29 protein-coding genes are annotated in these 25,008 nt (G+C 66.0%); 24 read left to right on the forward strand and 5 right to left on the reverse strand.

Annotation, left to right across the window (positions count from 1 at the left end; genetic code table 11):
* Positions 1–65 precede the first annotated feature (65 nt).
* The 4 genes from A6F68_RS06170 to A6F68_RS06185 are packed head-to-tail and all read left to right on the forward strand — an operon-like array spanning position 66 to position 3,492.
* Positions 66–746 carry an arylesterase gene (locus A6F68_RS06170; RefSeq protein ID WP_232308209.1) on the forward strand — a complete coding sequence of 227 codons (681 nt, stop codon included), beginning with the start codon at positions 66–68 and terminating at the stop codon, positions 744–746.
* Positions 747–1,349: a DNA repair protein RecO gene (gene recO / locus A6F68_RS06175; RefSeq protein ID WP_067677432.1), complete on the forward strand. Its 603-nt coding sequence runs from the start codon at positions 747–749 to the stop codon at positions 1,347–1,349.
* Positions 1,346–2,404 carry a 3-isopropylmalate dehydrogenase gene (leuB, locus tag A6F68_RS06180; protein WP_067677434.1) on the forward strand — a complete coding sequence of 353 codons (1,059 nt, stop codon included), beginning with the start codon at positions 1,346–1,348 and terminating at the stop codon, positions 2,402–2,404. Before recO ends, leuB begins: the two co-directional genes overlap by 4 nt.
* Positions 2,401–3,492 (forward strand): glycosyltransferase, encoded by a 1,092-nt coding sequence (locus tag A6F68_RS06185; protein ID WP_067677436.1) that lies wholly within the window; start codon positions 2,401–2,403, stop codon positions 3,490–3,492. Before leuB ends, A6F68_RS06185 begins: the two co-directional genes overlap by 4 nt.
* 4 nt (positions 3,493–3,496) lie before the next feature.
* Here the strand turns inward: A6F68_RS06185 and A6F68_RS06190 are convergent, their stop codons facing one another.
* Entirely contained in the window at positions 3,497–4,771 is a 1,275-nt protein-coding gene (locus A6F68_RS06190; protein WP_067677438.1) for a phospholipid carrier-dependent glycosyltransferase, read from the reverse strand.
* 173 nt (positions 4,772–4,944) lie between these two features.
* Between A6F68_RS06190 and A6F68_RS06195 the strand changes: the two genes are divergently transcribed.
* Positions 4,945–5,157: a hypothetical protein gene (locus tag A6F68_RS06195; protein WP_157096673.1), complete on the forward strand. Its 213-nt coding sequence runs from the start codon at positions 4,945–4,947 to the stop codon at positions 5,155–5,157.
* 128 nt (positions 5,158–5,285) lie between these two features.
* Positions 5,286–6,497, forward strand: a complete 1,212-nt coding sequence (locus tag A6F68_RS06200; RefSeq protein ID WP_067677442.1) for a trans-sulfuration enzyme family protein — start codon at positions 5,286–5,288, stop codon at positions 6,495–6,497.
* Here the strand turns inward: A6F68_RS06200 and A6F68_RS06205 are convergent.
* Positions 6,494–7,240: a hypothetical protein gene (locus tag A6F68_RS06205; protein ID WP_067677444.1), complete on the reverse strand. Its 747-nt coding sequence runs from the start codon at positions 7,238–7,240 to the stop codon at positions 6,494–6,496. The genes A6F68_RS06200 and A6F68_RS06205 overlap by 4 nt on opposite strands.
* 72 nt (positions 7,241–7,312) lie before the next feature.
* On the opposite strand from A6F68_RS06205, the gene A6F68_RS06210 reads away from it, so the two are divergent.
* The 6 genes from A6F68_RS06210 to A6F68_RS06235 all read left to right on the forward strand — a co-directional run bounded on the left by A6F68_RS06210 (position 7,313) and on the right by A6F68_RS06235 (position 12,339).
* Complete coding sequence (locus A6F68_RS06210; RefSeq protein WP_067677446.1) at positions 7,313–8,053, forward strand: SDR family NAD(P)-dependent oxidoreductase; 741 nt, start codon at positions 7,313–7,315, stop codon at positions 8,051–8,053.
* Positions 8,053–8,655 (forward strand): 2-hydroxychromene-2-carboxylate isomerase, encoded by a 603-nt coding sequence (locus A6F68_RS06215; RefSeq protein WP_067677449.1) that lies wholly within the window; start codon positions 8,053–8,055, stop codon positions 8,653–8,655. The genes A6F68_RS06210 and A6F68_RS06215 overlap by 1 nt, the downstream gene beginning before the upstream one ends.
* Positions 8,656–8,764: 109 nt before the next feature.
* The gene (locus tag A6F68_RS06220; RefSeq protein ID WP_067682177.1) at positions 8,765–10,108 is read left to right on the forward strand and encodes a PAS domain S-box protein; all 1,344 of its coding nucleotides are present in this window, start codon (positions 8,765–8,767) and stop codon (positions 10,106–10,108) included.
* 39 nt (positions 10,109–10,147) lie between these two features.
* The gene (gene apaG, locus A6F68_RS06225; RefSeq protein WP_067677451.1) at positions 10,148–10,543 is read left to right on the forward strand and encodes a Co2+/Mg2+ efflux protein ApaG; all 396 of its coding nucleotides are present in this window, start codon (positions 10,148–10,150) and stop codon (positions 10,541–10,543) included.
* Between the two features lie 302 nt (positions 10,544–10,845).
* Entirely contained in the window at positions 10,846–11,631 is a 786-nt protein-coding gene (locus tag A6F68_RS06230) for a hypothetical protein (RefSeq protein WP_067677453.1), read from the forward strand.
* Between the two features lie 12 nt (positions 11,632–11,643).
* Positions 11,644–12,339, forward strand: a complete 696-nt coding sequence (locus tag A6F68_RS06235) for a hypothetical protein (RefSeq protein WP_067677455.1) — start codon at positions 11,644–11,646, stop codon at positions 12,337–12,339.
* A gap of 24 nt (positions 12,340–12,363) precedes the next feature.
* On the opposite strand, the gene A6F68_RS06240 is transcribed toward A6F68_RS06235, so the two are convergent.
* On the reverse strand, positions 12,364–12,600 hold the full coding sequence (locus A6F68_RS06240; protein ID WP_067677457.1) for a hypothetical protein: 237 nt from the start codon (positions 12,598–12,600) through the stop codon (positions 12,364–12,366).
* A 66-nt stretch (positions 12,601–12,666) separates the two neighbouring features.
* Between A6F68_RS06240 and A6F68_RS06245 the strand changes: the two genes are divergently transcribed.
* Positions 12,667–13,455 carry a LysR family transcriptional regulator gene (locus tag A6F68_RS06245; protein WP_067677459.1) on the forward strand — a complete coding sequence of 263 codons (789 nt, stop codon included), beginning with the start codon at positions 12,667–12,669 and terminating at the stop codon, positions 13,453–13,455.
* Positions 13,456–13,573: 118 nt separating this feature from the next.
* Here the strand turns inward: A6F68_RS06245 and A6F68_RS06250 are convergent, their stop codons facing one another.
* Both A6F68_RS06250 and A6F68_RS15200 read right to left on the reverse strand, forming a co-directional pair.
* Positions 13,574–14,173, reverse strand: coding sequence for a GNAT family N-acetyltransferase (locus A6F68_RS06250; protein WP_067677461.1), 600 nt, complete (start codon positions 14,171–14,173; stop codon positions 13,574–13,576).
* A gap of 62 nt (positions 14,174–14,235) precedes the next feature.
* On the reverse strand, positions 14,236–14,751 hold the full coding sequence (locus tag A6F68_RS15200) for a hypothetical protein (RefSeq protein WP_067677463.1): 516 nt from the start codon (positions 14,749–14,751) through the stop codon (positions 14,236–14,238).
* Between the two features lie 276 nt (positions 14,752–15,027).
* Between A6F68_RS15200 and A6F68_RS06260 the strand changes: the two genes are divergently transcribed.
* From A6F68_RS06260 to A6F68_RS06310, 11 genes are all read left to right on the forward strand, one after another.
* On the forward strand, positions 15,028–15,261 hold the full coding sequence (locus tag A6F68_RS06260; protein ID WP_198152695.1) for a hypothetical protein: 234 nt from the start codon (positions 15,028–15,030) through the stop codon (positions 15,259–15,261).
* A gap of 132 nt (positions 15,262–15,393) precedes the next feature.
* Positions 15,394–16,725 (forward strand): phospholipase effector Tle1 domain-containing protein, encoded by a 1,332-nt coding sequence (locus tag A6F68_RS06265; RefSeq protein ID WP_198152696.1) that lies wholly within the window; start codon positions 15,394–15,396, stop codon positions 16,723–16,725.
* A gap of 100 nt (positions 16,726–16,825) precedes the next feature.
* Entirely contained in the window at positions 16,826–17,788 is a 963-nt protein-coding gene (locus tag A6F68_RS06270; RefSeq protein WP_067677469.1) for a DUF2931 family protein, read from the forward strand.
* Between the two features lie 263 nt (positions 17,789–18,051).
* A complete protein-coding gene (gene rpsL, locus A6F68_RS06275) occupies positions 18,052–18,423 on the forward strand; it encodes a 30S ribosomal protein S12 (protein ID WP_006831873.1) in 372 nt (123 codons plus the stop codon).
* A 71-nt stretch (positions 18,424–18,494) separates the two neighbouring features.
* Positions 18,495–18,965 (forward strand): 30S ribosomal protein S7, encoded by a 471-nt coding sequence (gene rpsG / locus A6F68_RS06280; protein WP_067677472.1) that lies wholly within the window; start codon positions 18,495–18,497, stop codon positions 18,963–18,965.
* Positions 18,966–19,024: 59 nt separating this feature from the next.
* Positions 19,025–21,118 carry an elongation factor G gene (gene fusA, locus A6F68_RS06285; RefSeq protein WP_067677474.1) on the forward strand — a complete coding sequence of 698 codons (2,094 nt, stop codon included), beginning with the start codon at positions 19,025–19,027 and terminating at the stop codon, positions 21,116–21,118.
* A 91-nt stretch (positions 21,119–21,209) separates the two neighbouring features.
* The gene (gene tuf, locus A6F68_RS06290; RefSeq protein ID WP_067677476.1) at positions 21,210–22,385 is read left to right on the forward strand and encodes an elongation factor Tu; all 1,176 of its coding nucleotides are present in this window, start codon (positions 21,210–21,212) and stop codon (positions 22,383–22,385) included.
* Between the two features lie 307 nt (positions 22,386–22,692).
* Positions 22,693–23,004: a 30S ribosomal protein S10 gene (rpsJ, locus tag A6F68_RS06295; RefSeq protein ID WP_034905023.1), complete on the forward strand. Its 312-nt coding sequence runs from the start codon at positions 22,693–22,695 to the stop codon at positions 23,002–23,004.
* A 182-nt stretch (positions 23,005–23,186) separates the two neighbouring features.
* Entirely contained in the window at positions 23,187–24,071 is an 885-nt protein-coding gene (rplC, locus tag A6F68_RS06300; RefSeq protein WP_067677478.1) for a 50S ribosomal protein L3, read from the forward strand.
* Between the two features lie 3 nt (positions 24,072–24,074).
* Positions 24,075–24,698, forward strand: a complete 624-nt coding sequence (gene rplD / locus A6F68_RS06305; protein WP_067677480.1) for a 50S ribosomal protein L4 — start codon at positions 24,075–24,077, stop codon at positions 24,696–24,698.
* Complete coding sequence (locus tag A6F68_RS06310; RefSeq protein ID WP_067677482.1) at positions 24,691–25,005, forward strand: 50S ribosomal protein L23; 315 nt, start codon at positions 24,691–24,693, stop codon at positions 25,003–25,005. The genes rplD and A6F68_RS06310 overlap by 8 nt, the downstream gene beginning before the upstream one ends.
* Positions 25,006–25,008: the final 3 nt, after the last annotated feature.

Below are 25,008 nucleotides of genomic sequence, written 5' to 3' on the forward strand. Positions count from 1 at the left end.
GGCATAGCTGGGGTGCGAAGGCGAGTTTGCGAAGGGTTTTGTCGATGCGGATAGGCGGATTGTCGATGGTTCTGGCACTGGCGGCCCTTGCGGGGTGCAGCGGAGAGGCTCCCGCTCCTGCCCCCGAGGCATCGGGCACGCCGGTCGCGGCGGCTACTGCAGAGGTGTCGGGCCCCGAGATTCGCGGCCTCGCTTTCGGCGATTCGCTGTTCGCGGGCTACGGCCTCGCCGATCCGGCCACGCAGAGCTATCCGGCGCGGCTGGAGGCGGCACTGCGAGGTGCCGGCCGCAACGTGCGCATCGCCAACGCCGGGGTATCGGGCGACACGACGGCGGCGGGCCGCCAGCGACTTGCCTTCACGCTCGACAGCCAGCCGGAGCAGCCCGACTTCGTGATCCTGGAACTCGGCGGCAACGACCTCCTGCGCGGCCTCCCGCCCGAACAGACACGCGAGAACCTGTCGGCGATGCTGGATGAGCTGAAGACGCGCGGCATTCCCGTGATCCTCTACGGCCTGCAGGCCCCGCCTAACTACGGCGCCGAGTGGCAGGCGAAATACGATGCGATCTTCCCGGACCTCGCGAAGCAATACGGCGCGACGCTGGTGCCTTTCGTGACCGAGGAGGTCTTTGCAGATCCCGCGATGCTCCAGGCCGACCGCATCCATCCGACCGACAAGGGGGTGGCCGCGCTGGTCGACGCGACGGCCGAAAAGGTCGCTGGGGCCTTGCCGGACAAGACCTGAGTGCACCTGACTTTCCCCGCGATCGTCGTCGCCGCGCGCCAGCATGGCGAGACGGCGGTGATCGCGCGGGTCTTGTCGCAGGACCACGGCCTCGTCGCGGGCTACGTCGCAGGCGGGCGAGGGCGGCAGCTGCGCCCGGTGATGATCCCCGGCAACCGGGTCGCGGCGGAACTCTCGGCGCGAAGCGACAGCCAGCTGCCGTTCCTCAAGCTGGAACTCATCGAGAGCCGCGGGCCGTGGCTCGGCGAGCCGCTCGCCGCGAGCGCGATCGCCTGGGTTACGACGCTGACCGCGCTCGTCCTGCCGGAGCGCAATCCCTATCCCTCGCTTTACCGGGGGCTCGGCGCGACGCTCGACGCGATCTGCCACGCCCCGTCGGCGCGCGGCTGGCTGCGGGCGCTCGTGGGGTACGAGGTGCTGGTGCTGCGCGAGCTCGGCTATGGCGGCGCAGCGCCGCCTGCCGAAGCTGACCTTGACGCGCTCCTCGAATTGTTTGCCCGGACCGCCGCGCCGCTGACCCGCTACTTGCTTGCCGACCGGAAGGGCGATGGTATGGCCACCCGCGCCATGCTGGGCGAGCGTCTGGAGAAATTGAGGGCATGAAGGTCGCGGTGTTTCCCGGCGACGGGATCGGTCCCGAGGTCACCCGTGAGGCGATCCGCGTGCTCGAGGCGCTGGACCTGCCGGCCCTGACGCTGTTCGAGGGCGATGTCGGCGGAATCGCCTACAAGCGCCATGGCCACCCGCTCCCGCCCGAAACGCTCGCGATGGCCCGCGCCGCCGATGCCGTATTGTTCGGTGCGGTGGGCGATCCGGAATGCGACGGGCTCGAGCGGGCGCTCAGGCCCGAACAGGCGATCCTGGGATTGCGCGCGGCGCTCGGGCTCTTCGCCAACCTGCGCCCTGCGACGACGTTTCCCGGGCTCGAGGGCATGAGCGCGCTGAGGCCCGAAATCGCCCGCAGCATCGACCTCCTCATCGTGCGCGAACTCAACGGCGACGTCTATTTCGGCGACAAGGCGATCGAGACGCTCCCCGACGGCCGTCGCCGCGGGTGGGACATGATGAGCTATGCCGAGGACGAGGTGCGGCGTATCGCCCACGTCGCCTTCCGCGCAGCGCAGGGGCGCAAGCGGCGCCTGTGTTCGGTCGACAAGGCCAACGTGCTCGAAACCAGCCAGCTGTGGCGCGACGTGGTGATCGAGGTCGCGAGCGAATACCCCGACGTGGCGCTGGAACACATGTACGTCGACAATGCGGCGATGCAGCTCGTGCGCGATCCGGGCCGGTTCGATGTCGTCGTGACCGGCAACCTTTTCGGCGACATCCTGTCCGACCAGGCGAGCATGTGCGTCGGCTCGATCGGCCTGCTGGCCAGTGCCGCGCTTGGCGAACAGCAGACCGAGTTCGGCACGTTCGGCCTCTACGAACCGATCCACGGCAGCGCACCGGACATTGCCGGGCAGGGGAAGGCCAATCCGATGGCGACGATCCTCTCGGCCGCGATGATGCTGCGCCACTCGTTCGGCCGCGAGGCCGAGGCGGCGCGGATCGAGGCGGCGGTCGCAGCGGCGTTGGCCGACGGCATTCGCGGGAGCGACCTTGGCGGCGATGCCGGGACCGGCGCGATCGGCGACGCGGTGCTCGCACGGTTGTGAGCCTCGACCTCGGCATCGTTCTGCCGACGCGCAACGAGCGCGACAACCTGCCCTCGCTCGTGACCAGGGTCGAAGAGGCGCTCGGGCGCGAAGGCTGGGAAATCGTCGTGGTCGACGACGACAGTCCGGACGGAACCGCCGACGTGGCCCGCGATCTCGCCCGCTCCGATCCGCGTGTGCGCGTGATCCAGCGATTCGGCAGGCGGGGCCTCGCGAGTGCGGCGATCGAGGGGATGTGCGCGACCGCCGCGCCATTCGTCGCGGTCATGGACGCGGACCACCAGCACGATCCTGCGCTCCTCCCGGCAATGCTGGCGGCCGTGGAGGCGGGCGAATGCGACGTCGCGGTCGCCAGCCGTTTCGTCACCGGGGGCAGCGCCGCAGGCCTCGCCAGCGAGACGCGCGAGAAAGGCAGTCGCCTCGCCAACCGCCTCGCGCGCAAGGTGACCGGGGTCGAGCTGACCGACCCGATGAGCGGGTATTTCCTGCTCCGCGCTGACCGGCTGCGCGCGGCCGCGCCCCGGCTTTCGGGCATCGGCTTCAAGATCCTGCTGGACCTTCTGGCGACCGCCGACCCGCCGATGCGCGTGAAGGAGTTCCCGCTGGAATTCGCCGCGCGTGCGAGCGGTGAGAGCAAGCTCGACACCGCGGTCGCTTTCGAATTCCTCGTCGGCCTTTACGATCGCAGCTTCGGGCGGGTGATTCCCAGTCGCTTCGCGCTGTTCGGGACGGTGGGCGCGGTGGGCGTCGCGGTGCACATGGCGGTGCTGTGGCTGCTCTTCCGGCTGGCTGGCGAAGGCTTCGCGCTTGCTACGGTCTTCGCAACATTCGCCGCGATGACGTTCAATTTCTGGCTCAACAACCGGCTGACCTACCGCGATGCGCGGCTGGTGGGCGGCCTTGCGTGGTTGAAGGGCTGGGCCGGTTTCTGCGCCACCTGCTCGGTTGGCGCGCTCGCCAACGTCGCGACCGCGACGCTGCTCGAGGCTCGGGGCGTGTTCTGGGTCCTCGCCGCTTTGGCCGGGATCGTCATCGGATCGGTGTGGAACTACGCGCTGTCGAGCTGCTTCGTGTGGGGGCGGTACTGACCGGCTATCGCCAGCTATCGATCCACATCCATTTTTCGAACCCGCGCGCATCGGGCAGCGGGCCCGCGCTGAGGATCGGGTAGAACCACACGAACAGCGCGAGCGAACCGGTGAGGATAGTCCACGACAGCCATCCCCATCCCCGCGTGCGCAACTCGTCGAGCGCGAGGGCCAGGGCGGCCAGGAGCGCCATGCTCGGCACGAAGTAGTGGTAGTAGAACTGCACGGGCTTCGCGGCGAACAGCCAGAATCCCAGGCTGACCGCGTAGACGGCGGCGACTGCGAGCGCATCCATCCGCCTGCCCTTGACGCCCGCCCAGGCCGCCCAGCCGACCGCGACGAGGCCGGCCAGCATGGACAGCGGGTTTCCGATCAGCAGCACCCCGCGCTGCGCGCCGTCGACCGGTTCGTAGAGATACCAGATCGCCCGCCGGTCGATCACCCAGTCGAACCACATGCTCTGGTAGGGGTGCGGCTTGACCACGCTTTCCTGCATCTGGAGCATCATCTGGTGAAGGCCGATGAAGCCCCGATCCGCCATTTCCGCGGGCTCGATCCACCAGGCGGGCCAGAAGCTGGCGGCATAGACCGCGATCGGCACCGCGCCGAGCCACAGGGCCGCCTCGGGCAGCCGCACGCCCGGAACCGGTGCGCCGCGATGACCCCACAAGCCTTTCCAGCCACAGGCGTGAAGCCGGGCGCCGAGGAACGCAAGTCCGGGCAAAGGGGCGAGCGCCGCCGCATTCCACTTCGCCGCCAGCGCGAGGCCCAGCGCGATACCGGCGAGCGCAAGGCTGCGCCGACCATGCTCCGGCTCGCGGACCGCGGCGGCGCATTGCCAGAACGCCACCGCCAGGAAGGCGACCATGAACGCGTCGAGCATCGCGATGCGCGCGTGGACGAACAGCAGGAACCCGCTGGCCAGCAGCAGCCCGTAAGCTATCGTCGCGTAGGCGCGGAGTGAAGCGAACCACAGCGCGCGCATCGCTGCCCACAGCGCGAGCGCGCCGGCCAGAGCGCTGGGCAGGCGCCATGCGAAGGGGGTATCGCCCAGAAGGGCGATGCCAGCTGCGATCACCTGCTTGCCGAGCATGGGGTGCTCGCGATTGAGCCAGTCGCTCCCATCCAGCAGGGCGCGGGCGGCGGGCAGGTAGTGGACCTCGTCGAAATAGGGCTTCGACGGGACGCCGAGGCGTACGAGGCACAGTGCGAAGAAGGCCGCGACCAGCACGGCGCACCAGCCGGCCGGATCGCGAGGATGGTGCGGTGCAAGGCTCATTCGCAGGCTTGCCTAGCCGTGCCAGCGCGCCAGCGAAAGTCTCGCCGTGCGAAAGGCACGACTTGTCGCCCCCGTACAATACCCGAGTTGTATTCACCGCGTAATCTTCGTAGGCGAATCGAACAACCAAGACTGGTCGCAGTCATTGCATTCAAGAACATAGGGGAATTTCAATGAGGTCTCGCGCAATTGCTTCGTCGCTGGTGGCGCTGTCGCTGCTGGCGGCTCCGGTAGCGGCCCAGGCGGCTCCTGCTGCTCGTACGTCGGCCCCGACCACGGAAGAGAATGAACTTCTGGGCGGCAGCTTTCTCTGGATCATCCTCGCGATCGCTGCGGTGGTCGGTGCGATCCTCCTGCTCGACGACGACGATCCGGTCAGCCCGTAAGCACCGGACCAATTTTGAGATGCGAAGCGGGGCCCGGCGTGGCCCCGCTTTTCGTTTGTGCTCCTATCACGCCCCACAGGCCTTTTTGTTTGCCTGAAGGTGTCCGCCGACCCTAGACGCTGGCCGGCATGAAGAAGACCACCGGAATGGACCGCGCCGCGACGGCGCATTGGCGCCCAGCCACTCGCGCGGTGCGCGGGGGCACCTGGCGTTCCGAGCACGGCGAAACGAGCGAGGCCCTGTTCGTCTCCTCGGGCTATACCTACGACGATGCGCAGACGGTCGCCGACCGTTTCGCGGGCGAGGCCGAGGGGATGACATACTCGCGCCTGCAGAACCCCACCGTCGCCATGCTCGAGGAACGGATCGCGCTTATGGAAGGCGCGGAGGCGTGCCGCGCCCAGGCAAGCGGGATGGCGGCGATGACCGCCGCGCTGCTGTGCCAGCTGTCCGCCGGCGACCACGTGGTGGGCGCGCGCGCGGCGTTCGGTTCGTGCCGCTGGCTGCTCGATCACCTGTGCCCGCGATTCGGGATCGAGGTGAGCGTCATCGACAGCACCGACAATGCCGCGTGGGAAGCCGCGATCAGGCCCAACACGAAGGTGTTCTTCTTCGAGACTCCGGCCAATCCGACCCTCGACGTGGTCGACCTCAGGCATGTCTGCGATCTTGCCCGGTCGCGCGGCATCGTGACCGTGGTGGACAACGCCTTCGCCACCAGCGCGCTCCAGCGTCCGCTCGAATTCGGGGCCGACGTCATCGCCTACAGCGCGACCAAGCTGATGGACGGGCAGGGCCGCGTGCTCGCTGGGGCCGTGTGCGGATCGAAGCAGTTTATCGACGAGGTCCTCCTGCCTTTCCAGCGCAACACCGGGCCGAACCTGTCGCCGTTCAACGCCTGGGTCGTGCTCAAGGGTCTCGAGACGCTCGACCTGCGGGCGAAGGCACAGAGCCGCGCCGCGGTCGAACTCGGCCGCGTGATCGAGCCGCGCGTCGCGCGGATGCTGCACCCGGGCCTGCCGAGCCATCCCCGCCACGACCTGGCCACGGCCCAAATGCCGCACGGCACGGGCCCGATATTCGCCTTCGAGGTTCCCGGCGGGCGCAAGCAGGCATTCGCGCTGCTCGACGCGCTCCAGCTGGTCGACATCTCGAACAACATCGGCGACTGCCGCAGCCTGATGTGCCACCCGGCGAGCACCACCCACGCCAACATGGGCGAGGACGCGCGGGCGGAGATGGGCGTGACCGAAGGACTTCTCCGCATCAACGTGGGCCTCGAGGACATCGACGACCTCAAGGAAGACCTCGATCGCGCCCTGACGGCGGCCGGGCTCTAGGGCTGCCCCATGTCGTTCGTGATCCGTGCGTTCACGAACCGCATCAGCACGGGAAGGCGGTAGGCGCGGCGCAGCGCGTCGCACTGCGCCAGCGCTTCGGGATCGGGCGTGCCGCCTTCGTGGAACACGTCGATCGTGACCGCCCACGAGCCACCGGGAGACCCGCCTTCGCCGATGCTGTCGAGGAACCTCCCGCGCGCGGCGTGGCCTTCCTCGCGTCGCTCCATGAACTCGTCGAACGAGACCGGACGGTCGTAGCGGACCACCACCGGCACGTTCTTCGCTCGGCCGCCCAGCGGCGGCGCCTTCACCGGTTCGCTGCCGGTCACCGCGATCTCGTAGATCAGGCGAGGCGGCGTGTCGGGGAAAGCGGTGATCGGTTCGTCGCCCATGTCGTAGGTGACCTCGGCATAAGCGAGCCGGTCGCCCAGGTTCTCCCGCGCCCAGCGGCCAAGCCAGTAACTGTCGGAGCGGACCTCCCGCACGCGCGTGCGCTCCGCCGGATCGTTCACCCACGGCGCGCGCATCTCGCGATACAGGCAGGGCACGCCAGGCTCTTCGGCGAACTTGGCGCGGGCGAGCATCCATGCGAGATCCGGTGGATAGGGTTCCGCCGACGGCGCCGTATCGGCAACACTGGCGGCGGTCGCCGTGCCAGCGCTTGCTGAGGGTGCCGGGGTCTCCGCGCGGTCGGCACAGGCGGCGAGCAGCGGCAGGGCGAAAACGGGGATCAGCGGCCTCATAGCGCTTGAACCGTCAGGGCCCGCGCTTGTTTCCACTGTCCATTCGCGATTGCGCGGTGCATCCTGTCTTCCATGGTACAAGCCAGCAAGGGCGCGGCCCTCATCGTCGGCGCGGGGGACGGGATCGGGCGGAGCTGCGCCCATGCATTCGCCGCACAGGGGCTGACCGCCTGCCTCACCCGCCGCGCGCGGCACGCCGACCAGCTCGATGCGCTGGTGGCGGAGATCGGAGACGCGGGCGGGGCTGCGCGGGCCTTTCCCTCCGACGCGCGTGACGAGGACGAGACCGCCCGGCTGGTCGATACGATCGAGGCCGAGGTCGGCCCGCTCGAGGTCATGGTCTTCAACATCGGCGCCAACGTCCGCTTCGGCGTGCGCGAGACCACCGCGCAGGTCTATCGGAAGGTGTGGGAGATGGCCGCCTTCGCAGGCTTCCTTGCCGGGCGCGAGGCGGCGCGGGTCATGGTGCCGCGCGAGCGGGGGACGGTGATCTTCACCGGAGCGACCGCGTCGATGCGCGGGAGCGCGGGGTTCGCGGCCTTCGCGGGCGCCAAGTTCGCGTTGCGGGCGCTGGCCCAGTCGATGGCGCGCGAGCTGGGGCCGCAGGGCATCCACGTCGCGCACGTTGTGATCGACGGCGCGGTCGACGGCGCGTTCATCCGCGGCCTGCGGCCCGACTGGGAGGAGCGGCTTGCCGAGGAGGCTTTGCTCACCCCCGACCACATCGCCGCCGAATACGTGCGCCTGTGGCAGCAACCGCGCGATGCCTGGACGCACGAGCTGGACCTGCGCCCGTGGAAGGAGACGTTCTGATGCCCGCCAAGACGCTCGAGTTCATCTTCGATCTGGTCAGCCCCAATGCCTACCTCGCATGGTGGCCGATGAAGGACATGCTGGCTCGTACCGGCGCGACGCTCGAGATCACTCCGGTCCTGCTCGGCGGGATGCACAAGCTGACAGGCAACGCCCCGCCGATGATCCGCGACGCCGACGTCAAGGGCAAGGTCGAGTACGGCTTTCTCGAGATGCGCAGGTTCGTCGCGAAACATGGCCTCGACCGCTTCGCGCTGCCGCAGCCGTTCCCGTTTCCCACCATGACGCTCCAGCGGATGCTCCTTGCCGTCGAGGGTGCGGAGCGGATCGCGCTCGCCGAACACCTGCTCGTGGCGATCTTCGAGCGCGGGCTCGATGTGACCGATCCGGCCGCGCTCGGCGCCGATCTCGCCGCTGGCGGTTTCGATGCCGCCGCGCTCGCCGAAGCGGCGCAGGATCCCGCGATCAAGCAGCGCCTGGCCGACAACACCGCCGCTGCCGTGGAGCGCGGCGCCTTCGGCATCCCCACCTGGTTCGTCGGCTCCGAGATGTTCTTCGGCAAGGAGCGTCTTGGCCAGATCGAGGATGAACTGGCCGGCTGACCGGGCAAGCCGGCGAGTTCTTCCTGCAATTCGTTCGCCGAAACCGGCAACATATGTTATGTTCGCTCGGTCGGTCCGCGTCCTGCCGCCCGGCACCGAAAGGCCAGCGATGAATCCGCAGGACCATTATGCCGCGCTCATCCAGTCTTCGGACGACGCGATCATTGCCAAGGACCTGGAAGGTATCGTCCTGAGCTGGAACCCGGCTGCAGAGGCGCTGTTCGGCTGGACGTACAAGGAAATGGTCGGCCATTCGATCAGGTGCCTTCTTCCCGACGACAGGCAGGACGAGGAGGACCTGATCCTCGCCCGTATCCGGGAAGGGGAGAAGGTCGGGCTGTTGCTGACCGACCGGCTGCACAAGGACGGCCATCGAATTCCGGTGTCGGTGACGATTTCTCCGGTGCGCGATCCGGCTGGCAGGATCATCGGGGCGAGCAAGATTGCGCGTGACGCGAGCGGCCACATTGCGACCGAACGGCAGCTGCGCGAAAGCGAGAACCGTTTTCGCTTGCTCGCCGAGAACATCGCGCAACTCGCGTGGATTGCCGAGGCCGACGGCGACATCTTCTGGTACAACCAGCGCTGGTACGATTACACGGGAACGACGCTCGACGAGATGAAGGGATGGGGCTGGCGTGCGGTCCACCATCCCGACCACCTCGACCGCGTCGAGACGCTGTTCCGCCAGCAACTCGAGGCCGAGGAGGAGTGGGAGGACATCTTCCCGCTGCGGTCGGCCGACGGGCAATGGGGCTGGTTCCTCAGCCGCGCCAAGCCGATCCGCGACGAGGATGGCCGGGTGACCCACTGGTTCGGCACCAACACCGACATTACTGAACAGCGCGAACAGACCGAGCAGATCAACCTCCTGCTGCGCGAGGTGAATCACCGCAGCAAGAACATGCTCGCCAAGGTCCAGGCGCTCGCCCGCAGCAGCATCGGCGCCGACGAGCAACTGGTGAGGCGCTTCGAACAACGGGTGGGAAGCCTTGCGGTGAACCAGGACATCTTGGTTCGGCGTGACTGGCGCGAGGTGCCCGTGGACGAGCTGGTCCGGTTGCAGCTTCGCTTCATCGATGGCGAGGGCAAGCGCGTCGCGCGTTCGGGGCCCGACTGCGCACTGATACCGCGCGCCGCCGAGATCGTCGGCATGGCGCTGCACGAACTGGCGACCAATTCGCTCAAGTACGGCGCGCTCTCGGTAGACGAGGGGCATGTTGCGATCGACTGGTCGTGCTCTCCCGAGGGGTTCACGATCGCCTGGCGCGAGCGCGGCGGCCCACGCGTGAAAAAGCCCAAGCACCGGGGATTCGGCAGCCAGCTGATCGAGGACATTCCCGGCCGTGCGCTCGGCGGCACGGTCGTCCATCATTACGATCCGAAGGGCGTATCTTGGGAACTCTCGATCCCCGAGAGCAATCTTGCCGACCGTGCAAGACTCACCGCCTGACCCTTGCGCCCCGGCGCGCGCTTGCTACGTTCCCCATTGATGAAACAGCTTTTCCAGCACGCCGCGATTACCGACGGCATCACCGTGCGGGTGGCGGTCAACTTCCTGCCCGAGCAGTCGCGCCCGCAGGACGGGAAGTGGTTCTGGGTCTATCACATCCGCATCGAGAACGGCTCGCACGAGCGGGTCCAGCTCGTCAGCCGTCACTGGCGGATCACCGACGGTCGCGGGATGGTCAGCATCATCGATGGTGAGGGCGTGGTCGGCGAAAAGCCGGTGCTCGAGCCGGGGCAGAGCCACGACTATGTCTCGGGCTGTCCGCTGGCGACTCCGCACGGCACGATGGAAGGCTTCTACACCTTCCACCGCGGCCGGGGAGAGCCGCTCGAAGTGCGTATCCCGTTCTTTCCTCTGGCGGCTCCGGCCGAAGCGTAACCGGCTCTGCTTCGCGCCCATTGCGCCCTGTGTGTGATCGGCGCGGCGTGGATCTGATGCATGACGCTACAGACGCAGCGGTTCATCCCAGTCCTGAGCTTCAGACCCTCGCGGGGGTCCCTTCATCCATCGATTGCATTCGTCGAGGCGCCTGAGATCGTGGTGGCAACGCCCCCGGACAGTCGATGCCGCAGGGCGAGAAACCGTTGAGACCGGGCGCAATAGTGTTACGTTTCATTGCCAAGCTGATTCGCGATAGTTGCGCGTTAGCTGGCAACTGATTTCTTCGGGGAGAATTTTAGATGGCTGGTTCTTTTGGTCGCGCGCTCGGGACTGCGGCGCTCGTTTCATTGGTGGCCGCACCGGCGTTGGCGGAAAAGGCGAGCCAGCTCACCTCGATCAACGGATCGCTGGGCCGCGATGCCGAATCGATGCTGCAATCGCGCGGCTTCACGCACGTTTCGACCCACAAGAACGACATGGGCTACGTCTACAGCTACTGGTGGAAGTCGGCCGACAAGTCCTGCGTCTCGGTAGAGGTGTACAACGGCCGCGTGGAAACGGTCTCCGACGCTTCGGCGAGCGATTGCGGACACGGCGGGGGCAGCGCGGCGGCTGCGGCCGGCGTCGTCGCGGGCGCTGCGATCCTGGGCGCCTTGCTCAGCCACAAGTCGCACCACCACGACAACGACCAGCACGCCGCCGACGTCGCCGCCGAACAGCAGTACGAGCGCGGCTACACCGACGGGCTGCACAACGCTGCCTATCACAACTACGAACGCACCGACGCGTACTCCTCGGGCTACCAGGCCGGTGTCGACGAACGGAATGCCAACCTGTCGCATCACAGCGGGCGCGGCGGCTACAGCGCGTTCGTGAAGGTCGACGATCTCAACGGCGCGCGTGCCGCCGGGGGAATGGAGGAACTGACGCGCCGGGGCTTCACCCAGGTCGACAACTTCACCAGCGGCAACGCGCGCTATTCGATCCAGTACCGCGCCGCCTCGCGCCAGTGCGTCCAGGCCACCGTCGCCGACGGCAGGCTGGAAGACGTGCGGGACATCGGCACCCATCCCAAGTGCCGCTGAGGAGCTGAAGCCATGCGCCTGACCCGCACCGCCGCCCCGATCGCTCTCGTGCTCGCGCTGGCGGCATGCGGGCAGGCCGACGATCCGGCGGATACCGCCGCAGCCGAGAGCGTGGCGGTATCGATTCCCGAAAGCCTTGCACCGTTCGGCGACGGCTATCCCAAGTCCGGCGATCCGTGCCGCACGCTGGGCGAGAGCGCCGCGACCTCGAACTACCTCGACGACAGCGCTATGCTGGTCGGCTGCCCGGACGAGGCTTCGGCCGAAGCGCTCGGTGGCAAGGTCGTCGGGAATGTGGACGGGGTTCGCCTCGTCTCCGTCCCGATGGGCGACGCCAACGCGGGCATGGAAATGAACGGCCCGCCGCCGCCGGTCGACAGCGTGGACGCCAAGGTTGCCGGGACCGACTACAACGCCACCGCGCAGATCCGGTGCGGCTTCAAGAACGCTTCGCCGACGCAGACGTGCGCCGCCGGGGTCAAGCGCAACTGGGGCGACGACGGCAGCAATCTGGTCGAGGTGACCAAGCCCGACGGCCGCAAGCGCGCGCTGTTCTTCGACGGCACGAAGCCTACCGGCGCCGACAGCGCCCAGTCCGACGGCAGCGCCGGGTGGGACTTCGCCTTCACCCGGAGCGGCGACGAAGTGACCATCAAGTTCGGTCCGGAAACCTACGTCGTCGTGGACGCGCTCGTCGAAGGCGGTTGATCGGCGCTCGACTGCCTGAGGCCGTCAGCGCTTCCAGAGCCAGTAAAGGATCGCCGCGTTGATCGCGGGCGAGAGGATCGCGGCCAGCGGTCCGTCCAGTCCGGCCTTGTCGGCGAGGATGTTCCACGGCAGCCCGAGCGGCAGCAGGAACACCGCCGACAAGGGGTCGCGCTCCTGTCCGAACCAGCCGAACGTGCCGATCGCGAGCAAGACCAGCGCGATCGCATAGAGCGCCACGAAAACGTAGAAAGCCCACTTCATCCCGCCGTCCCCCGCAATCGTATCCCGGTTGAGCAATAGAGCGCCCCCGGCTAGGGGGCAATCGAGATGAAGCGCACCCACCTGCCACTCAACGCCTTGCGCGTGTTCGATGCCGCGGCGCGGCACCTCAGCTTCACCCGCGCGGCGGACGAGCTGGCGGTGACCCCGGCCGCCGTGGGCCAGCAGATCCGCGCGCTCGAGGATCACCTCGGCACCGTGCTGTTCCGCCGCACGAGCAAGGGGCTGGAGCTCACCGACGAGGCGCTCGCCGGGCTCGACGCGCTGCGCGAAGGCTTCCTGAAGTTCGAGGAGTCGGTCCAGGCCATGCAGGCCGGGCAGGCGAGCGACCGCTACACGATCGCCGCCCCGCGCGAATTCTACGCGCAATGGCTCAGCCACCGGCTGGCGAAGTTCGTCGAGGGCAACCCCGGCGTGCGTTTCCAGCTCATCGCCGACGAGAACGCCGACTTCACCGAGACCAACCTCGACGTGGCGATCCGGCTGGTCGACGGTCCGGGCGACCTCGAAGGGGTCGAGCTCGCCCCGGCGCGCCGCGTCGTCGTCGCCGCCCCGGGCGCAGCCGACCAGTGGATCCAGTGGCCCGGTGCGCCGCTGCCCGACGGTGCCGAAGGCATGGTCCAGGTCGCCAATCCCGGGCAGGCGCTGTCGAGCGCGATCGCCGGACTCGGCAAGGCCGTCATGCCGTACCTGCTGGTCGAGGAAGCGATCGAGGCGGGCCGCCTCGAAGTGCTCGAAGGTCCGGACGAAGGCCGCCGTGCCTACTGGCTCGTCGCCCCGCTGCCGCAGTGGCGCCAGAAGAAGGTGAAGTCGCTGGTGGCCTTCCTCACTGCATAGTTTTGCGCACCCGCCTCCGCGGGTGCATCCTCGGTGCCGTTCTCTCCGCAATGCTACGAGGCACCTGCGGGCGGGCGGCCGCCCTCCCGGTCGGCTGGCTCCGCCGACCGTTGCCTTCCTACCTGAACGCCCGGAAGACCTCTGCCAGACCCGGCGGGTCGCATTCGGACCGCAGGCGTTCGATCGCTGTGCCGATCGGCATTCGATATTCGAGCGCGCCGTCCTCGCGCCCTATCAACTCCGCGCCGAGCGCCCTGACGAAGCCGATCGCGCCCGCGTTTTCGGCCAGCGTCCAGGCGTGGAATTCCTCGTATCCCTCTTCCGCCGCGTCGAGGAGCACCGTGGCGGTCAGCAGACGGCCGAGCCCGCGATCGTGGAACTCGTCGAGGATCGCGACCGAGAATTCGGCCCGCGACGGCGCGTCCGCCTCGGCGACCGCGTGGACCGCGCCGATCGCCGGCTCACCCGGCAGGTCGCTGGCAATCGCGCCCCAGGCGATGTGGTCGTGCCCGTCGGCGGCCAGCAGCCGCTCGATGACCTGCGGCGGCGGCTCGCGCATGCCCGAGAAGAACCGCAGGTAGCGCGACCGCTCGCTCATCCGCGCGATCCCCTCGCGCATCCGCGCCTCGTCGTCGGGCCTGATCGTGCGGATGCATACCCTGAGGCCGTCCTCGAGCCGGGTGTGGATCGTGCGTTCGGCGGGGGCGGGCGGGGACATCGGCGTTCCGGCAGGCAAGGCGCGACCCTGCGCCGCCGACACTAGCAGAGCGCGGCCCGCGCTCAAGCGGACGACGCCGCTTCCTCCGCCAGCACTTCACCCCGGATGCGTTCGTAGACCGGATGGCCGGGGACGAGATCGCGCTCGTCGATGCGGAACGCGCTGCGCAGGCGGATGAGGTAGATGAGCAGCGCGTCCCTGCGGCCGGTCCAGCCGTCGAAGTCCCAGTCCTCGCGCATCGCCCGCTCGAGCGCGCAATCCTCCAGCCGGTCCGCGCCCCACGTGAGAGCCTCGTCCCACGCCGCCGCAAACCCTTCCGCCCCCGGCCGTGCGCGCAGTTTGTAGAGCGCCTCCATCGACTTGCCGATCGACCGGGCGGCCTGATTGACGATGCCCGTGGCGGCAAGCGTGGCGACGAACCGCCGCTGCAGATCGGGCGTGATCGAGTTCCGCCGCGGCTGCCTGTGCATATAGGGCGCGAAGGCGAGGAGCGGGTCATCCGCAGGCGGCGGGGGGACGGGCTCGAACGCAAGCATCGAGGTGGCCTGACGCGGGGTTGCGCGGGTGGGGCGGGTCATTCGGACGGTGGTGGCAGGTTGGAGGCGTGTAGGAAAATTGCCGAGGGAAATAGCGTTGCCGGGCGAACCGAACAGCATTGACTCGACCCCTGCCGCGCTACATTTTCCGCGATCACAGCCAAGGAGGGCGGACTGCTTAGGGTCTCAGAGAGAACGGACGCGGTTTTTTCCAGAATCGCAGAGGACCGTTGGCTCGACCAGATGGTCAGGGCCGTCTCCGCTCGCTTCGGCAGCTGGGCAGCCGAGAGAACGCAAGAGGGTGTTCGGTCCGTCTGTATGCATCTCAACATCTTGTCGCAGAAATACGAACTGACTCAGGAATCCAGCTTCTGGGCGCTTCTGGACGTTGCGATGCGGTGGCCGGAGAAGCTGCACAACCTCACGCCTTTCCAGAAGTTCGCTCTGGACCGACCCGGCTTCTTCGAAGAAAGCCGGGTCGGTCGGTTTCTTGACGATGTCGAGCGCGGTTCCCCGACCGTCATGGTCGGTCCGGACGATTTGACGAGATAGGCAATGGCATTCTCACAACCTTGTGCAACCTGTGGGAATAGCACTCCCACCATTGCCACGTCACAATCTGGCAATGGCTCAGGCCATGGATCGCCGGAAGTTTCCTCTCCAACGCCAAAGCAAACGGTGCGGGTGGTCCTATTCTTCGATGGCACCAACAACAATAAACACAACGTTAAAGCTGCTGCTGAAGACAATATCAATGCGGACCTAAAAGACAAAAAAGGCCAGCCGCCCGCGAGTTACAAGAATGATTTGTCGAACGTGGCACGGATGTTCGATTCCTCCAGTGGGACGGATGCGTACACGAATGGGCGAGTGTATGATAATTACTTTCCCATCTATATCGAGGGTATCGGCACCGCAAGCACGGGGGAATCGGCGTCCTTGCAAAAGGGGGACGATGCCCTTCGCGGGGGAGGATTCGGCGAAGGTCCCACAGGTATCATCGGCAAGGTCAGGCGCGGTGTTGACGCGTCGCTGGCCTATCTAAGAACCATGAGCGGAAAACCGTTCGAGTTTATCCATCTCGACGTATTTGGCTTCAGTCGGGGCGGTGCCGCGGCACGCAACGCTGTCGCGCAGATTCTCAGTGGCTGGTCGGTGGGCGAAGGAATTTATTGGCCAAGTGTTCGCTCCGAGCTGGTCCGCGACGGTGAAACGATAGACGAATTCAAGTTCCGGTTCGCCGGGCTTTACGATACCGTGGCATCATTCGGTCTTGCGCATTGGAACGACAAGATCGAGCTGAACCTAGGTGCGGTCAGCGCCGCCGACAGGATCGTGCAGCTCGCCGCGGCCGAAGAGCATCGCAAGAACTTCCGGCTTACCCGGGTGGGCAACGACACCAAGAGCTTCGAACTCTTTCTGCCTGGAGTGCACTCCGATATCGGTGGCGGTTACAAGAGCGGGGTGTCAGAGACACGCGTTCTCTGGCGCGACAAGGCCATGCGGATCGGGTCTCAATCCTCGACGGTCGACAGGTTCCAGAGAGAATGGAACTGGCTTTCCGAACAGGGCTGGTTCGGCGACAAGGCGAACCCGATCTGGGTGCACAAGGAAGACGGCACCATACACACGCATTTTGAAATTCGCGGTACGAAATCTACGGTTGGCAATCAGTATTGCTTCATCCCCCTCAACATGATGGTTGGCTACGCAAAGGAGGAGGGGTTGCTGTTTGGCAATGTATCTCCTGTGCCGCCCGCGCTATCTCCAGTCGATGCCTATCTGCGGGGTTATGCCGGCAAATGCGCCAGTGGGACCAGCGGCGCATCAAGTGCCGATGATTTCTTTCACAAGCTTGATCCTCTCTTAGTTTGGTTGAGGCGGAATTATCTTCACTTTTCTGCTTACTACAGCGATCTTGAGGCCGAGAGGGATGTCGCGAACAACGCTCTCGACTTTGTCGGCGCGATGGCACCGGACTTTTCCGGCGAGCGGCGAACGCGCAGCTATCTTTGAAAGGCGCCCGGTATCCGCAATGACGGCAAGATGGGGATTGCTCATTGGATTTGCTGCATTCGCGTTCGCGGCATGCAAACCCGTCGAATTGGGGGAAGTAATGGCAAGCCGTTCCGATTGGTCCGCCGCCGAAAGCGCGCCACGCGACTATCCCGTATACATAGTGACGGCGTTCTTCACTATGCCGAGCGGGGCGATCGAGGGTATCCCCGACGACCGGATCGCATACGGCGGCTGGGGCAAGCCCGGCTCGACACAGCTTATGGGAGAAGCCGGTGAGAAGCCGGCGCCGCGTAAGCTGACCGCAGAGTGGTTCGATCTGGTGGCCGGAATGGGTTACAAGGGTACGATCGAACTTCCCTCGAACAGGATCGACGCGGCTCTTTCACGAGGGCTGCCCGCACTCGACAAGCCGAAAAACGTCCCGGTAGACTTCATTGTGGTCGGTTTTGCGCCGGGGGGGTACCTTGCAGTCTGGCTCCAGGCGAGGGGGGTTTCTCATCTCGCTGGCACGTTTTCCGTGCCCCAGAGCGAAATTTCCGTCGATCGCATGGCGAACGACCCATCGCTCAACCTCGATCAATTCGCTGATTCAATGCTGTCGCTTTCGCTGAAGGATCGTGTCGCGGAAATTCGTGCCCGCCCTGATCCGTCGGCTCTCTATAAGAGATATGCGCAGCGCTATTCATATAATGCGGTCGTGACCGGACCGGTCCCTTTCGATTATCTGTGGCTCTCGTTTCTCGACGCAGAGCGCGACTGGTTCGATCTGACCGGTCGACGACCGCAGGCGACATCGGCAGAGGGATACAGTTTTGCTGCGCCGAAGTCCGCCGAGATCGGCTGGAGCGATGCCGAGGGAAGAAAGTTCGGGGCTGAAGTCGCGTTCGATCCCGACGAGGTCATGAACGCGTTTTGGAAACTGGCAAGCGTCGCTGGAGATAGCCAGATGACCCTCGAATTCGAGCCGGCGGAAAAAGGTGGTACGGTCGATGCCTATCTAAAGGCCGGCGATACGTTCTACCGATTCGAGCGGACGACGTCACAGATCTATCGGCGTTGATCGGCTTGACCCAGCCCGCCCTTTCGCCTAACGGCCCGCCCGTCCGGATCATCGAGTCCGGCAAGAGCTGAACGTTGGCGGTGTCGTCCGGTCAACCGGGCAGCCGTCAAAGTAACCCGGGGTCCGTGACACGGGTGGAGTGATTCAGGCTCGTGCGTTTATGCAACCGGCGCCCCAGCGCGTCGGCCATGTGTTGCACGACCCTTTCTCCTTCACATCGCGCCAGTGACGCCTCCATACGGTGAAGAGAGAGAACTCCTTTAATGCCGACGATCAACCAGCTGGTCCGCAAGGGCCGCGTTCCGCAGAAGGCCAAGTCCAAGGTCCCTGCAATGGAGCAGAACCCGCAGAAGCGCGGCGTATGCACCCGCGTTTACACGACGACCCCGAAGAAGCCGAACTCGGCGCTGCGCAAGGTGGCCAAGGTTCGCCTGACCAACCAGCGCGAGGTCATCAGCTACATCCCGGGCGAAGGGCACAACCTGCAGGAGCACTCGGTGGTCCTCATCCGCGGCGGCCGCGTGCGCGACCTTCCGGGCGTGCGCTACCACGTGCTGCGCGGCGTGCTCGACACCCAGGGCGTCAAGGACCGCAAGCAGAGCCGCTCGAAGTACGGCGCCAAGCGTCCGAAGTAAGCAGCCCGCTTTTTCGAGGTTTCTGGCCGCGCGCTTCCGGGCGGTGCGGCCCAGCATAAGGAATAACGAGAATGTCTCGTCGTCGTCGTCCCGAGAAGCGGGAAATCCTGCCTGATCCGAAGTTCGGAGATCAGGTGCTGTCGAAGTTCATGAACAACCTGATGCTCGACGGCAAGAAGTCCGTCGCCGAAAGCATCGTCTACGGCGCGCTCGACACGGTCGAGAGCCGTGCGAAGGCCAACCCGATCGAGGTGTTCCACACCGCGCTCGAGAACATCAAGCCGCAGATCGAGGTGCGTTCGCGCCGCGTCGGCGGTGCGACGTACCAGGTGCCGGTCGAGGTTCGCCCCGAGCGTGCCCAGGCGCTCGCCATCCGCTGGCTCATCACCGCCGCCCGCGGCCGTGCGGAGACCACGATGGCCGCCCGTCTCTCGGGCGAGCTGATGGACGCCGCCAACAACCGCGGCAACGCGGTCAAGAAGCGCGAGGACACGCACCGCATGGCGGACGCGAACCGCGCCTTCTCGCACTATCGCTGGTAACACCTATATAGGGGACGCGTCGCCCGTGGCGGGCGTCCCCCAGACCCGAGGAAATCCAAATGGCCCGCGAATATCCGCTGGAGCGCTACCGCAATATCGGCATCATGGCGCACATCGATGCCGGCAAGACCACCACGACCGAGCGTATCCTCTACTACACCGGCAAGTCCTACAAGATCGGCGAAGTCCACGACGGCGCCGCCACGATGGACTGGATGGAGCAGGAGCAGGAGCGCGGCATCACCATCACGTCGGCCGCCACGACCACGTTCTGGCAGGCCGAGGACGGCCAGGGCCCCAAGCATCGCATCAACATCATCGACACCCCCGGACACGTCGACTTCACCATCGAAGTCGAGCGTAGCCTTCGCGTCCTCGACGGCGCGGTCGCGGTGTTCGACGGCGTCGCCGGCGTCGAGCCCCAGTCCGAGACGGTGTGGCGTCAGGCCGACAAGTACGGCGTGCCCAGGATGTGCTTCATCAACAAGCTGGATCGCACTGGCGCCGACTTCTACTATTGCGTCCAGTCGATCATCGACCGCCTCGGCGCGGTGCCGCTGGTGTTGTACCTGCCGATCGGCATCGAGGGCGGGCTCAAGGGCGTCGTCGACCTCGTCAACAACCGCGGCATCGTCTGGAAGGACGAGAGCCTTGGCGCCGAGTTCGAGTATGTCGACATCCCGGCCGACCTTGCCGACAAGGCGGCGGAATACCGCGAGAAGCTGATCGAGACCGCCGTCGAGCAAGACGACGACGTCATGGAAGCGTACCTCGAAGGCGACGAGCCCGATGTCGCGACGCTCAAGCGGCTGATCCGCAAGGGCACCATGGCGCGCGCGTTCGTGCCGGTCGTCTGCGGTTCGGCGTTCAAGAACAAGGGCGTCCAGCCGCTTCTCGACGCGGTCGTCGACTACATGCCGAGCCCGCTCGACGTGCCGGCAATCAAGGGCGTCCTGCCCGACAGCGACGAGGAAGCCGAGCGCCCCTCGAGCGACGACGCGCCGTTCGCCGCGCTGGCATTCAAGATCATGAACGACCCGTTCGTCGGCTCGCTGACCTTCACCCGCATCTACTCGGGCAAGCTCGCCAAGGGCCAGGTCCTGAACTCGGTGAAGGACAAGAAGGAAAAGATCGGCCGCATGCTGCTGATGCACTCGAACAATCGCGAGGACATCGAAGAGGCATACGCGGGCGACATCGTCGCGCTGGCGGGCATGAAGGACACCACCACCGGTGATACACTGTGCGATCCGGCCAAGCCGATCATCCTCGAGCGTATGGAGTTTCCCGAGCCGGTCATCGAGCTGTCGGTGGAACCCAAGACCAAGGCCGACCAGGAAAAGATGGGCATCGCCCTCAACCGCCTGGCGCAGGAAGACCCGAGCTTCCGTGTGTCGACCGACCACGAGAGCGGCCAGACGATCATCAAGGGGATGGGCGAACTCCACCTCGACATCATCGTCGACCGCATGAAGCGCGAGTTCAAGGTCGAGGCCAACGTCGGTGCGCCGCAGGTGGCGTACCGCGAATACCTCGCGAAGCCGGTGGACGTTGACTACACCCACAAGAAGCAGTCGGGTGGTTCGGGTCAGTTCGGCCGCGTGAAGGTCAAGGTCGAGCCGGGCGAGCGCGGCCAGGGCTTCGTCTTCCAGGACGAGGTCAAGGGCGGCAACATCCCGAAGGAGTACATCCCGGCAATCGAGAAGGGTTTCCGCGAGCAGGCCGAGAGCGGCTACCTCGTCGGGTTCCCGATCATTGACTTCACCGTGACGCTCTATGACGGTGCCTACCACGACGTCGACTCGAGCGCGATCGCGTTCGAAATCGCGGGCCGCAGCGCCATGCGCGAAGTGGCCCAGAAGTCGGGCATCAAGCTGCTCGAGCCGATCATGAAGGTCGAGGTCGTGACGCCGGAGGAAAAGGTCGGCGACGTCATCGGCGATCTCAACAGCCGGCGTGGCCAGATCCAGGGCACCGACACCCGCGGCAACGCGCAGGTCGTCGACGCCATGGTCCCGCTCGCCAACATGTTCGGCTACGTGAACGAACTGCGCTCGTTCACGCAGGGTCGCGCGAACTACTCCATGCAGTTCTCGCACTACGACGAAGTGCCGGCGAACGTTGCCGCAGAGGTCAAGGAGAAGCTTGCCTAAGCAGGGGTGAGCGTCTAGGGGCGGCACCCGATTCACCGGGTGCCGCAACCCGACTTGGTGAAATTCAATCCAGACAGAGGTTAGAGTCAAAATGGCTAAGGAAAAATTCCAGCGGAACAAGCCGCACTGCAACATCGGCACCATCGGTCACGTCGACCACGGCAAGACCACGCTGACCGCCGCGATCACCAAGGTTCTCGGCGCGCCGGTCGACTTCGCCAACATCGACAAGGCGCCCGAAGAGCGTGAGCGCGGGATCACCATCTCGACCGCGCACGTCGAGTACGAGACCGACGCCCGCCACTACGCGCACGTCGACTGCCCGGGTCACGCCGACTACGTGAAGAACATGATCACCGGTGCCGCCCAGATGGACGGCGCGATCCTGGTCGTGAACGCCGCCGACGGTCCCATGCCGCAGACCCGTGAGCACATCCTGCTCGCCCGTCAGGTCGGTGTGCCGGCGCTGGTCGTCTACATGAACAAGGTCGACCAGGTCGATGACGAGGAAATCCTCGAGCTCGTCGAGCTGGAAGTGCGCGAGCTGCTTAGCTCGTACGACTTCGACGGCGACAACATTCCGATCGTCAAGGGCTCGGCGCTGGCCGCCCTCGAAGGTCGCGACGAAGAGATCGGCGAGAAGTCGATCCTCGAGCTGATGAAGGCCGTCGACGACCACATCCCGCAGCCGGAGCGTCCGGTCGACAAGCCGTTCCTCATGCCGATCGAAGACGTGTTCTCGATCTCGGGTCGCGGCACCGTCGTGACCGGCCGTGTGGAATCGGGTGTCGTCAACGTGGGTGACGAAGTCGAGATCGTCGGCATCCGTCCGACCCAGAAGACCACCGTCACCGGCGTCGAGATGTTCCGCAAGCTGCTCGACCGCGGCGAGGCGGGCGACAACATCGGTGCGCTGATCCGCGGCATCGGCCGTGAAGATGTCGAGCGCGGCCAGGTTCTGGCCAAGCCCGGCTCGGTCAACCCGCACACCGATTTCGAAGCCGAAGTCTACGTTCTGTCGAAGGACGAAGGCGGCCGTCACACGCCGTTCTTCGCCAACTACCGTCCGCAGTTCTACTTCCGCACCACCGACGTGACCGGCGAAGTCGTCCTCCCCGAGGGCACCGAGATGGTCATGCCGGGCGACAACGTGACGATCGGCGTCAAGCTGATCGCCCCGATCGCCATGGACGAAGGCCTGCGCTTCGCGATCCGCGAAGGCGGCCGCACCGTCGGCTCGGGCGTCGTCTCGAAGATCACCAAGTAATACTGGTGATCTGACAGGGTTTCAGGGCCCGCCGCTCTCTGGAGCGGCGGGCCCTTCCCTATTTATGAGTGCGCTTGATCGGATCGGCGCCGACCTTCGCGATTTCCCCGATTCGGGGGGTTGCGCGGAACCGGCCTCATCCGTATAGGCGCGCCACCGGACGGAGATTCGTCGCCGTTCATCAAGATTCACAGGGAGGCCGCCCGTTTCCGGGAAACCGGAGCAAGCGGGGCGGGCCTTTCTTTTTTGCGGGTCGGTAACGGAAACGCCAACGGCTCGCTCGGCTCTTTCGCATCGGTAGTAGGACATGGAAGCCCAGAACATCCGCATTCGCCTCAAGGCGTTTGACCACCGCGTGCTCGACCAGGCCACTGGCGAGATCGCAGACACCGCCCGTCGTACGGGCGCGCTGATCCGGGGTCCCATTCCTCTTCCGACGCGCATCGAGAAGTTCACCGTGAACCGCGGCCCGCACATCGACAAGAAGTCGCGCGAGCAGTTCGAGGTGCGCACCTACAAGCGGCTGCTCGACATCGTGCAGCCCAACGCCCAGACCGTGGACGCGCTGATGAAGCTCGACCTCGCCGCGGGCGTAAACGTCGAGATCAAGCTCGCTTGATTTCGATGCGGAGCCGCAAGGCTCCGCGGACAAGGGATACCTCCGGCATGTAGCCGGGCAGCGTCCCCCGTCTCGCCTCCCTTTCGGGAGGCACTTTGGCCCGGACGGGGCGACGCATGACAATCTGGGCCAAGCAAGCCTCTCGGGATGGTCCCGAAAGGCCTCTGTAAGGAGAACGGATCATGCGCTCCGGCGTGATCGCAAAGAAAGTCGGGATGACCCGCCTGTTCCAGGAGGACGGACGTCACGTTCCCGTGACCGTCCTGTCGCTGGAAGACTGCCAGGTCGTTTCGCACCGCACCTCCGACCGCGATGGCTACTATGCCGTCCAGCTCGGCGCGGGCGAGGCCAAGCAGAAGAACGTCAACAAGCCGCAGCGCGAGCAGTTCGCCAAGGCGGAAGTCGGCCTGAAGATGCGCGTCGCTGAATTCCGCGTCGAGGGCGAGGACGGGCTGATCCCCGTCGGCTCGACCATCTCGGCTGAGCACTTCGTTGCCGGGCAGAAGGTCGACATCACCGGCCACACGCAGGGCAAGGGCTTTGCCGGCGCGATGAAGCGCTGGGGCTTCGGCGGCATGCGCGCGACGCACGGCGTCTCGATCAGCCACCGTGCGCACGGTTCGACCGGTAACCGCCAGGATCCGGGCCGCGTGTTCAAGAACAAGAAGATGGCCGGCCACATGGGCGACCGTCAGCGCACCCAGCAGAACCTCGAAGTCGTGCGCACCGACGCCGACCGCGGCCTGATCTTCGTCAAGGGCTCGGTCCCTGGCTCGAAGAACGGCTGGCTGCTGGTCCGCGACGCGGTCAAGCTTGCCGCGCCCGAGGGTCTGCCTTTCCCCGGTGCGATCCTCGAGAAGAAGAGCACCGCTCCCGAGCACGAGGAAGCCCCCGCGGGCATGGTCGAAGCTGCCGCCGAGCACGAAGTGGTCGAGCAGGTGACCCCCGAGATGCAGGAGCAACTCGCCGAGGAGCAGCAGGCCGGTGCCGACACCGACGCCCAGGCTGCTGCCGACAACACCGCTGAGGGCGATGCGCCCGCCAGCGATGAAAACAAGGAGGGCTGATCCGTGAAGGTGAAGGTCCAGAAACTCGACGGCAAGGCCTCGGGCGACATCGAACTCAGCGATGACGTCTTCGGCGTAGAGCCGCGGCAGGACATCCTGCACCGCGTCGTCACCTGGCAGCTGTGGAATCGCCGCGCGACCGCGCGTCCGACCCGCGAGCGCAGCGACGTCGCCCGTACCGGCAAGAAGTTCGGTCGCCAGAAGGGTGGCGGCACCGCCCGTCACGGCGATCGTGCGGCCCCGGTGTTCATCGGCGGCGGCAAGGCCCACGGTGCCAAGAAGCGCGATTTCAACATCTCGCTGAACAAGAAGATCCGTTCGCTGGGTCTTCGCATGGCGCTTTCGAGCAAGGCCAAGGACGGTCTCGTGATCGTCGACAGCCTCGAGCTCAAGGATGCCAAGACCAAGGCGCTCAAGGGCACGTTCGACAAGAACGGCTGGAACGGCAAGGTCCTGGTGATCGACGGCGACGCGGTCGAAGGTTCGTTCGCGAAGGCCGCGGGCAACCTCCGGGGCGTCAATGTCCTGCCGGCCGTGGGCGCCAACGTCTACGACATCCTGAAGCACGACACGCTGGTCCTGACCAAGGCCGCGGTCGAGAAGCTGGAGGCGCGCTTCAATGGCTAAGTCTGCAAAGGCGGTCGACGCGCGTCACTACGACGTGATCGTCGCCCCGCACATTACCGAGAAGTCGACCCTGGCTTCGGAGCACAACGCGATCGTTTTCAAGGTCGCGGGCGATGCGACCAAGAGCCAGATCAAGGAGGCCGTCGAGGCCATCTACGATCGCAAGGTGGCGAAGGTGAACACCATCGTCGTCAAGGGCAAGACGAAGCGCTGGAAGGGTCGTCCCTACACGCGCACCGACATGAAGAAGGCGATCGTGACGCTGGCCGAGGGCCAGGACTCGATCGACGTCACGAGCGGGATCTGAGGC

It is taken from the genome of Tsuneonella dongtanensis, from assembly GCF_001698205.1.
GTDB classification, from domain to species: Bacteria; Pseudomonadota; Alphaproteobacteria; order Sphingomonadales; family Sphingomonadaceae; genus Tsuneonella; species Tsuneonella dongtanensis.

Excerpts from the sequence above, each read along its gene's own strand:
- rpsL (WP_006831873.1), top strand. The coding sequence starts at position 18,052 with ATGCCGACGATCAACCAGCTGGTCCGCAAGGGCCGCGTTCCGCAGAAG.
- A6F68_RS06310 (WP_067677482.1), top strand. The coding sequence starts at position 24,691 with ATGGCTAAGTCTGCAAAGGCGGTCGACGCGCGTCACTACGACGTGATC.
- A6F68_RS06195 (WP_157096673.1), top strand. The coding sequence starts at position 4,945 with ATGAGGTCTCGCGCAATTGCTTCGTCGCTGGTGGCGCTGTCGCTGCTG.
- A6F68_RS15200 (WP_067677463.1), bottom strand. The coding sequence starts at position 14,751 with ATGACCCGCCCCACCCGCGCAACCCCGCGTCAGGCCACCTCGATGCTT.
- A6F68_RS06245 (WP_067677459.1), top strand. The coding sequence starts at position 12,667 with ATGAAGCGCACCCACCTGCCACTCAACGCCTTGCGCGTGTTCGATGCC.
- A6F68_RS06200 (WP_067677442.1), top strand. The coding sequence starts at position 5,286 with ATGAAGAAGACCACCGGAATGGACCGCGCCGCGACGGCGCATTGGCGC.
- rpsJ (WP_034905023.1), top strand. The coding sequence starts at position 22,693 with ATGGAAGCCCAGAACATCCGCATTCGCCTCAAGGCGTTTGACCACCGC.
- fusA (WP_067677474.1), top strand. The coding sequence starts at position 19,025 with ATGGCCCGCGAATATCCGCTGGAGCGCTACCGCAATATCGGCATCATG.
- leuB (WP_067677434.1), top strand. The coding sequence starts at position 1,346 with ATGAAGGTCGCGGTGTTTCCCGGCGACGGGATCGGTCCCGAGGTCACC.
- A6F68_RS06210 (WP_067677446.1), top strand. The coding sequence starts at position 7,313 with ATGGTACAAGCCAGCAAGGGCGCGGCCCTCATCGTCGGCGCGGGGGAC.
- A6F68_RS06230 (WP_067677453.1), top strand. The coding sequence starts at position 10,846 with ATGGCTGGTTCTTTTGGTCGCGCGCTCGGGACTGCGGCGCTCGTTTCA.
- A6F68_RS06215 (WP_067677449.1), top strand. The coding sequence starts at position 8,053 with ATGCCCGCCAAGACGCTCGAGTTCATCTTCGATCTGGTCAGCCCCAAT.
- A6F68_RS06190 (WP_067677438.1), bottom strand. The coding sequence starts at position 4,771 with ATGAGCCTTGCACCGCACCATCCTCGCGATCCGGCCGGCTGGTGCGCC.
- A6F68_RS06260 (WP_198152695.1), top strand. The coding sequence starts at position 15,028 with ATGCATCTCAACATCTTGTCGCAGAAATACGAACTGACTCAGGAATCC.
- rplC (WP_067677478.1), top strand. The coding sequence starts at position 23,187 with ATGCGCTCCGGCGTGATCGCAAAGAAAGTCGGGATGACCCGCCTGTTC.
- A6F68_RS06235 (WP_067677455.1), top strand. The coding sequence starts at position 11,644 with ATGCGCCTGACCCGCACCGCCGCCCCGATCGCTCTCGTGCTCGCGCTG.
- A6F68_RS06170 (WP_232308209.1), top strand. The coding sequence starts at position 66 with ATGGTTCTGGCACTGGCGGCCCTTGCGGGGTGCAGCGGAGAGGCTCCC.
- tuf (WP_067677476.1), top strand. The coding sequence starts at position 21,210 with ATGGCTAAGGAAAAATTCCAGCGGAACAAGCCGCACTGCAACATCGGC.
- A6F68_RS06250 (WP_067677461.1), bottom strand. The coding sequence starts at position 14,173 with ATGTCCCCGCCCGCCCCCGCCGAACGCACGATCCACACCCGGCTCGAG.
- rpsG (WP_067677472.1), top strand. The coding sequence starts at position 18,495 with ATGTCTCGTCGTCGTCGTCCCGAGAAGCGGGAAATCCTGCCTGATCCG.
- A6F68_RS06205 (WP_067677444.1), bottom strand. The coding sequence starts at position 7,240 with ATGAGGCCGCTGATCCCCGTTTTCGCCCTGCCGCTGCTCGCCGCCTGT.
- A6F68_RS06220 (WP_067682177.1), top strand. The coding sequence starts at position 8,765 with ATGAATCCGCAGGACCATTATGCCGCGCTCATCCAGTCTTCGGACGAC.
- A6F68_RS06240 (WP_067677457.1), bottom strand. The coding sequence starts at position 12,600 with ATGAAGTGGGCTTTCTACGTTTTCGTGGCGCTCTATGCGATCGCGCTG.
- apaG (WP_067677451.1), top strand. The coding sequence starts at position 10,148 with ATGAAACAGCTTTTCCAGCACGCCGCGATTACCGACGGCATCACCGTG.
- A6F68_RS06270 (WP_067677469.1), top strand. The coding sequence starts at position 16,826 with ATGGCAAGCCGTTCCGATTGGTCCGCCGCCGAAAGCGCGCCACGCGAC.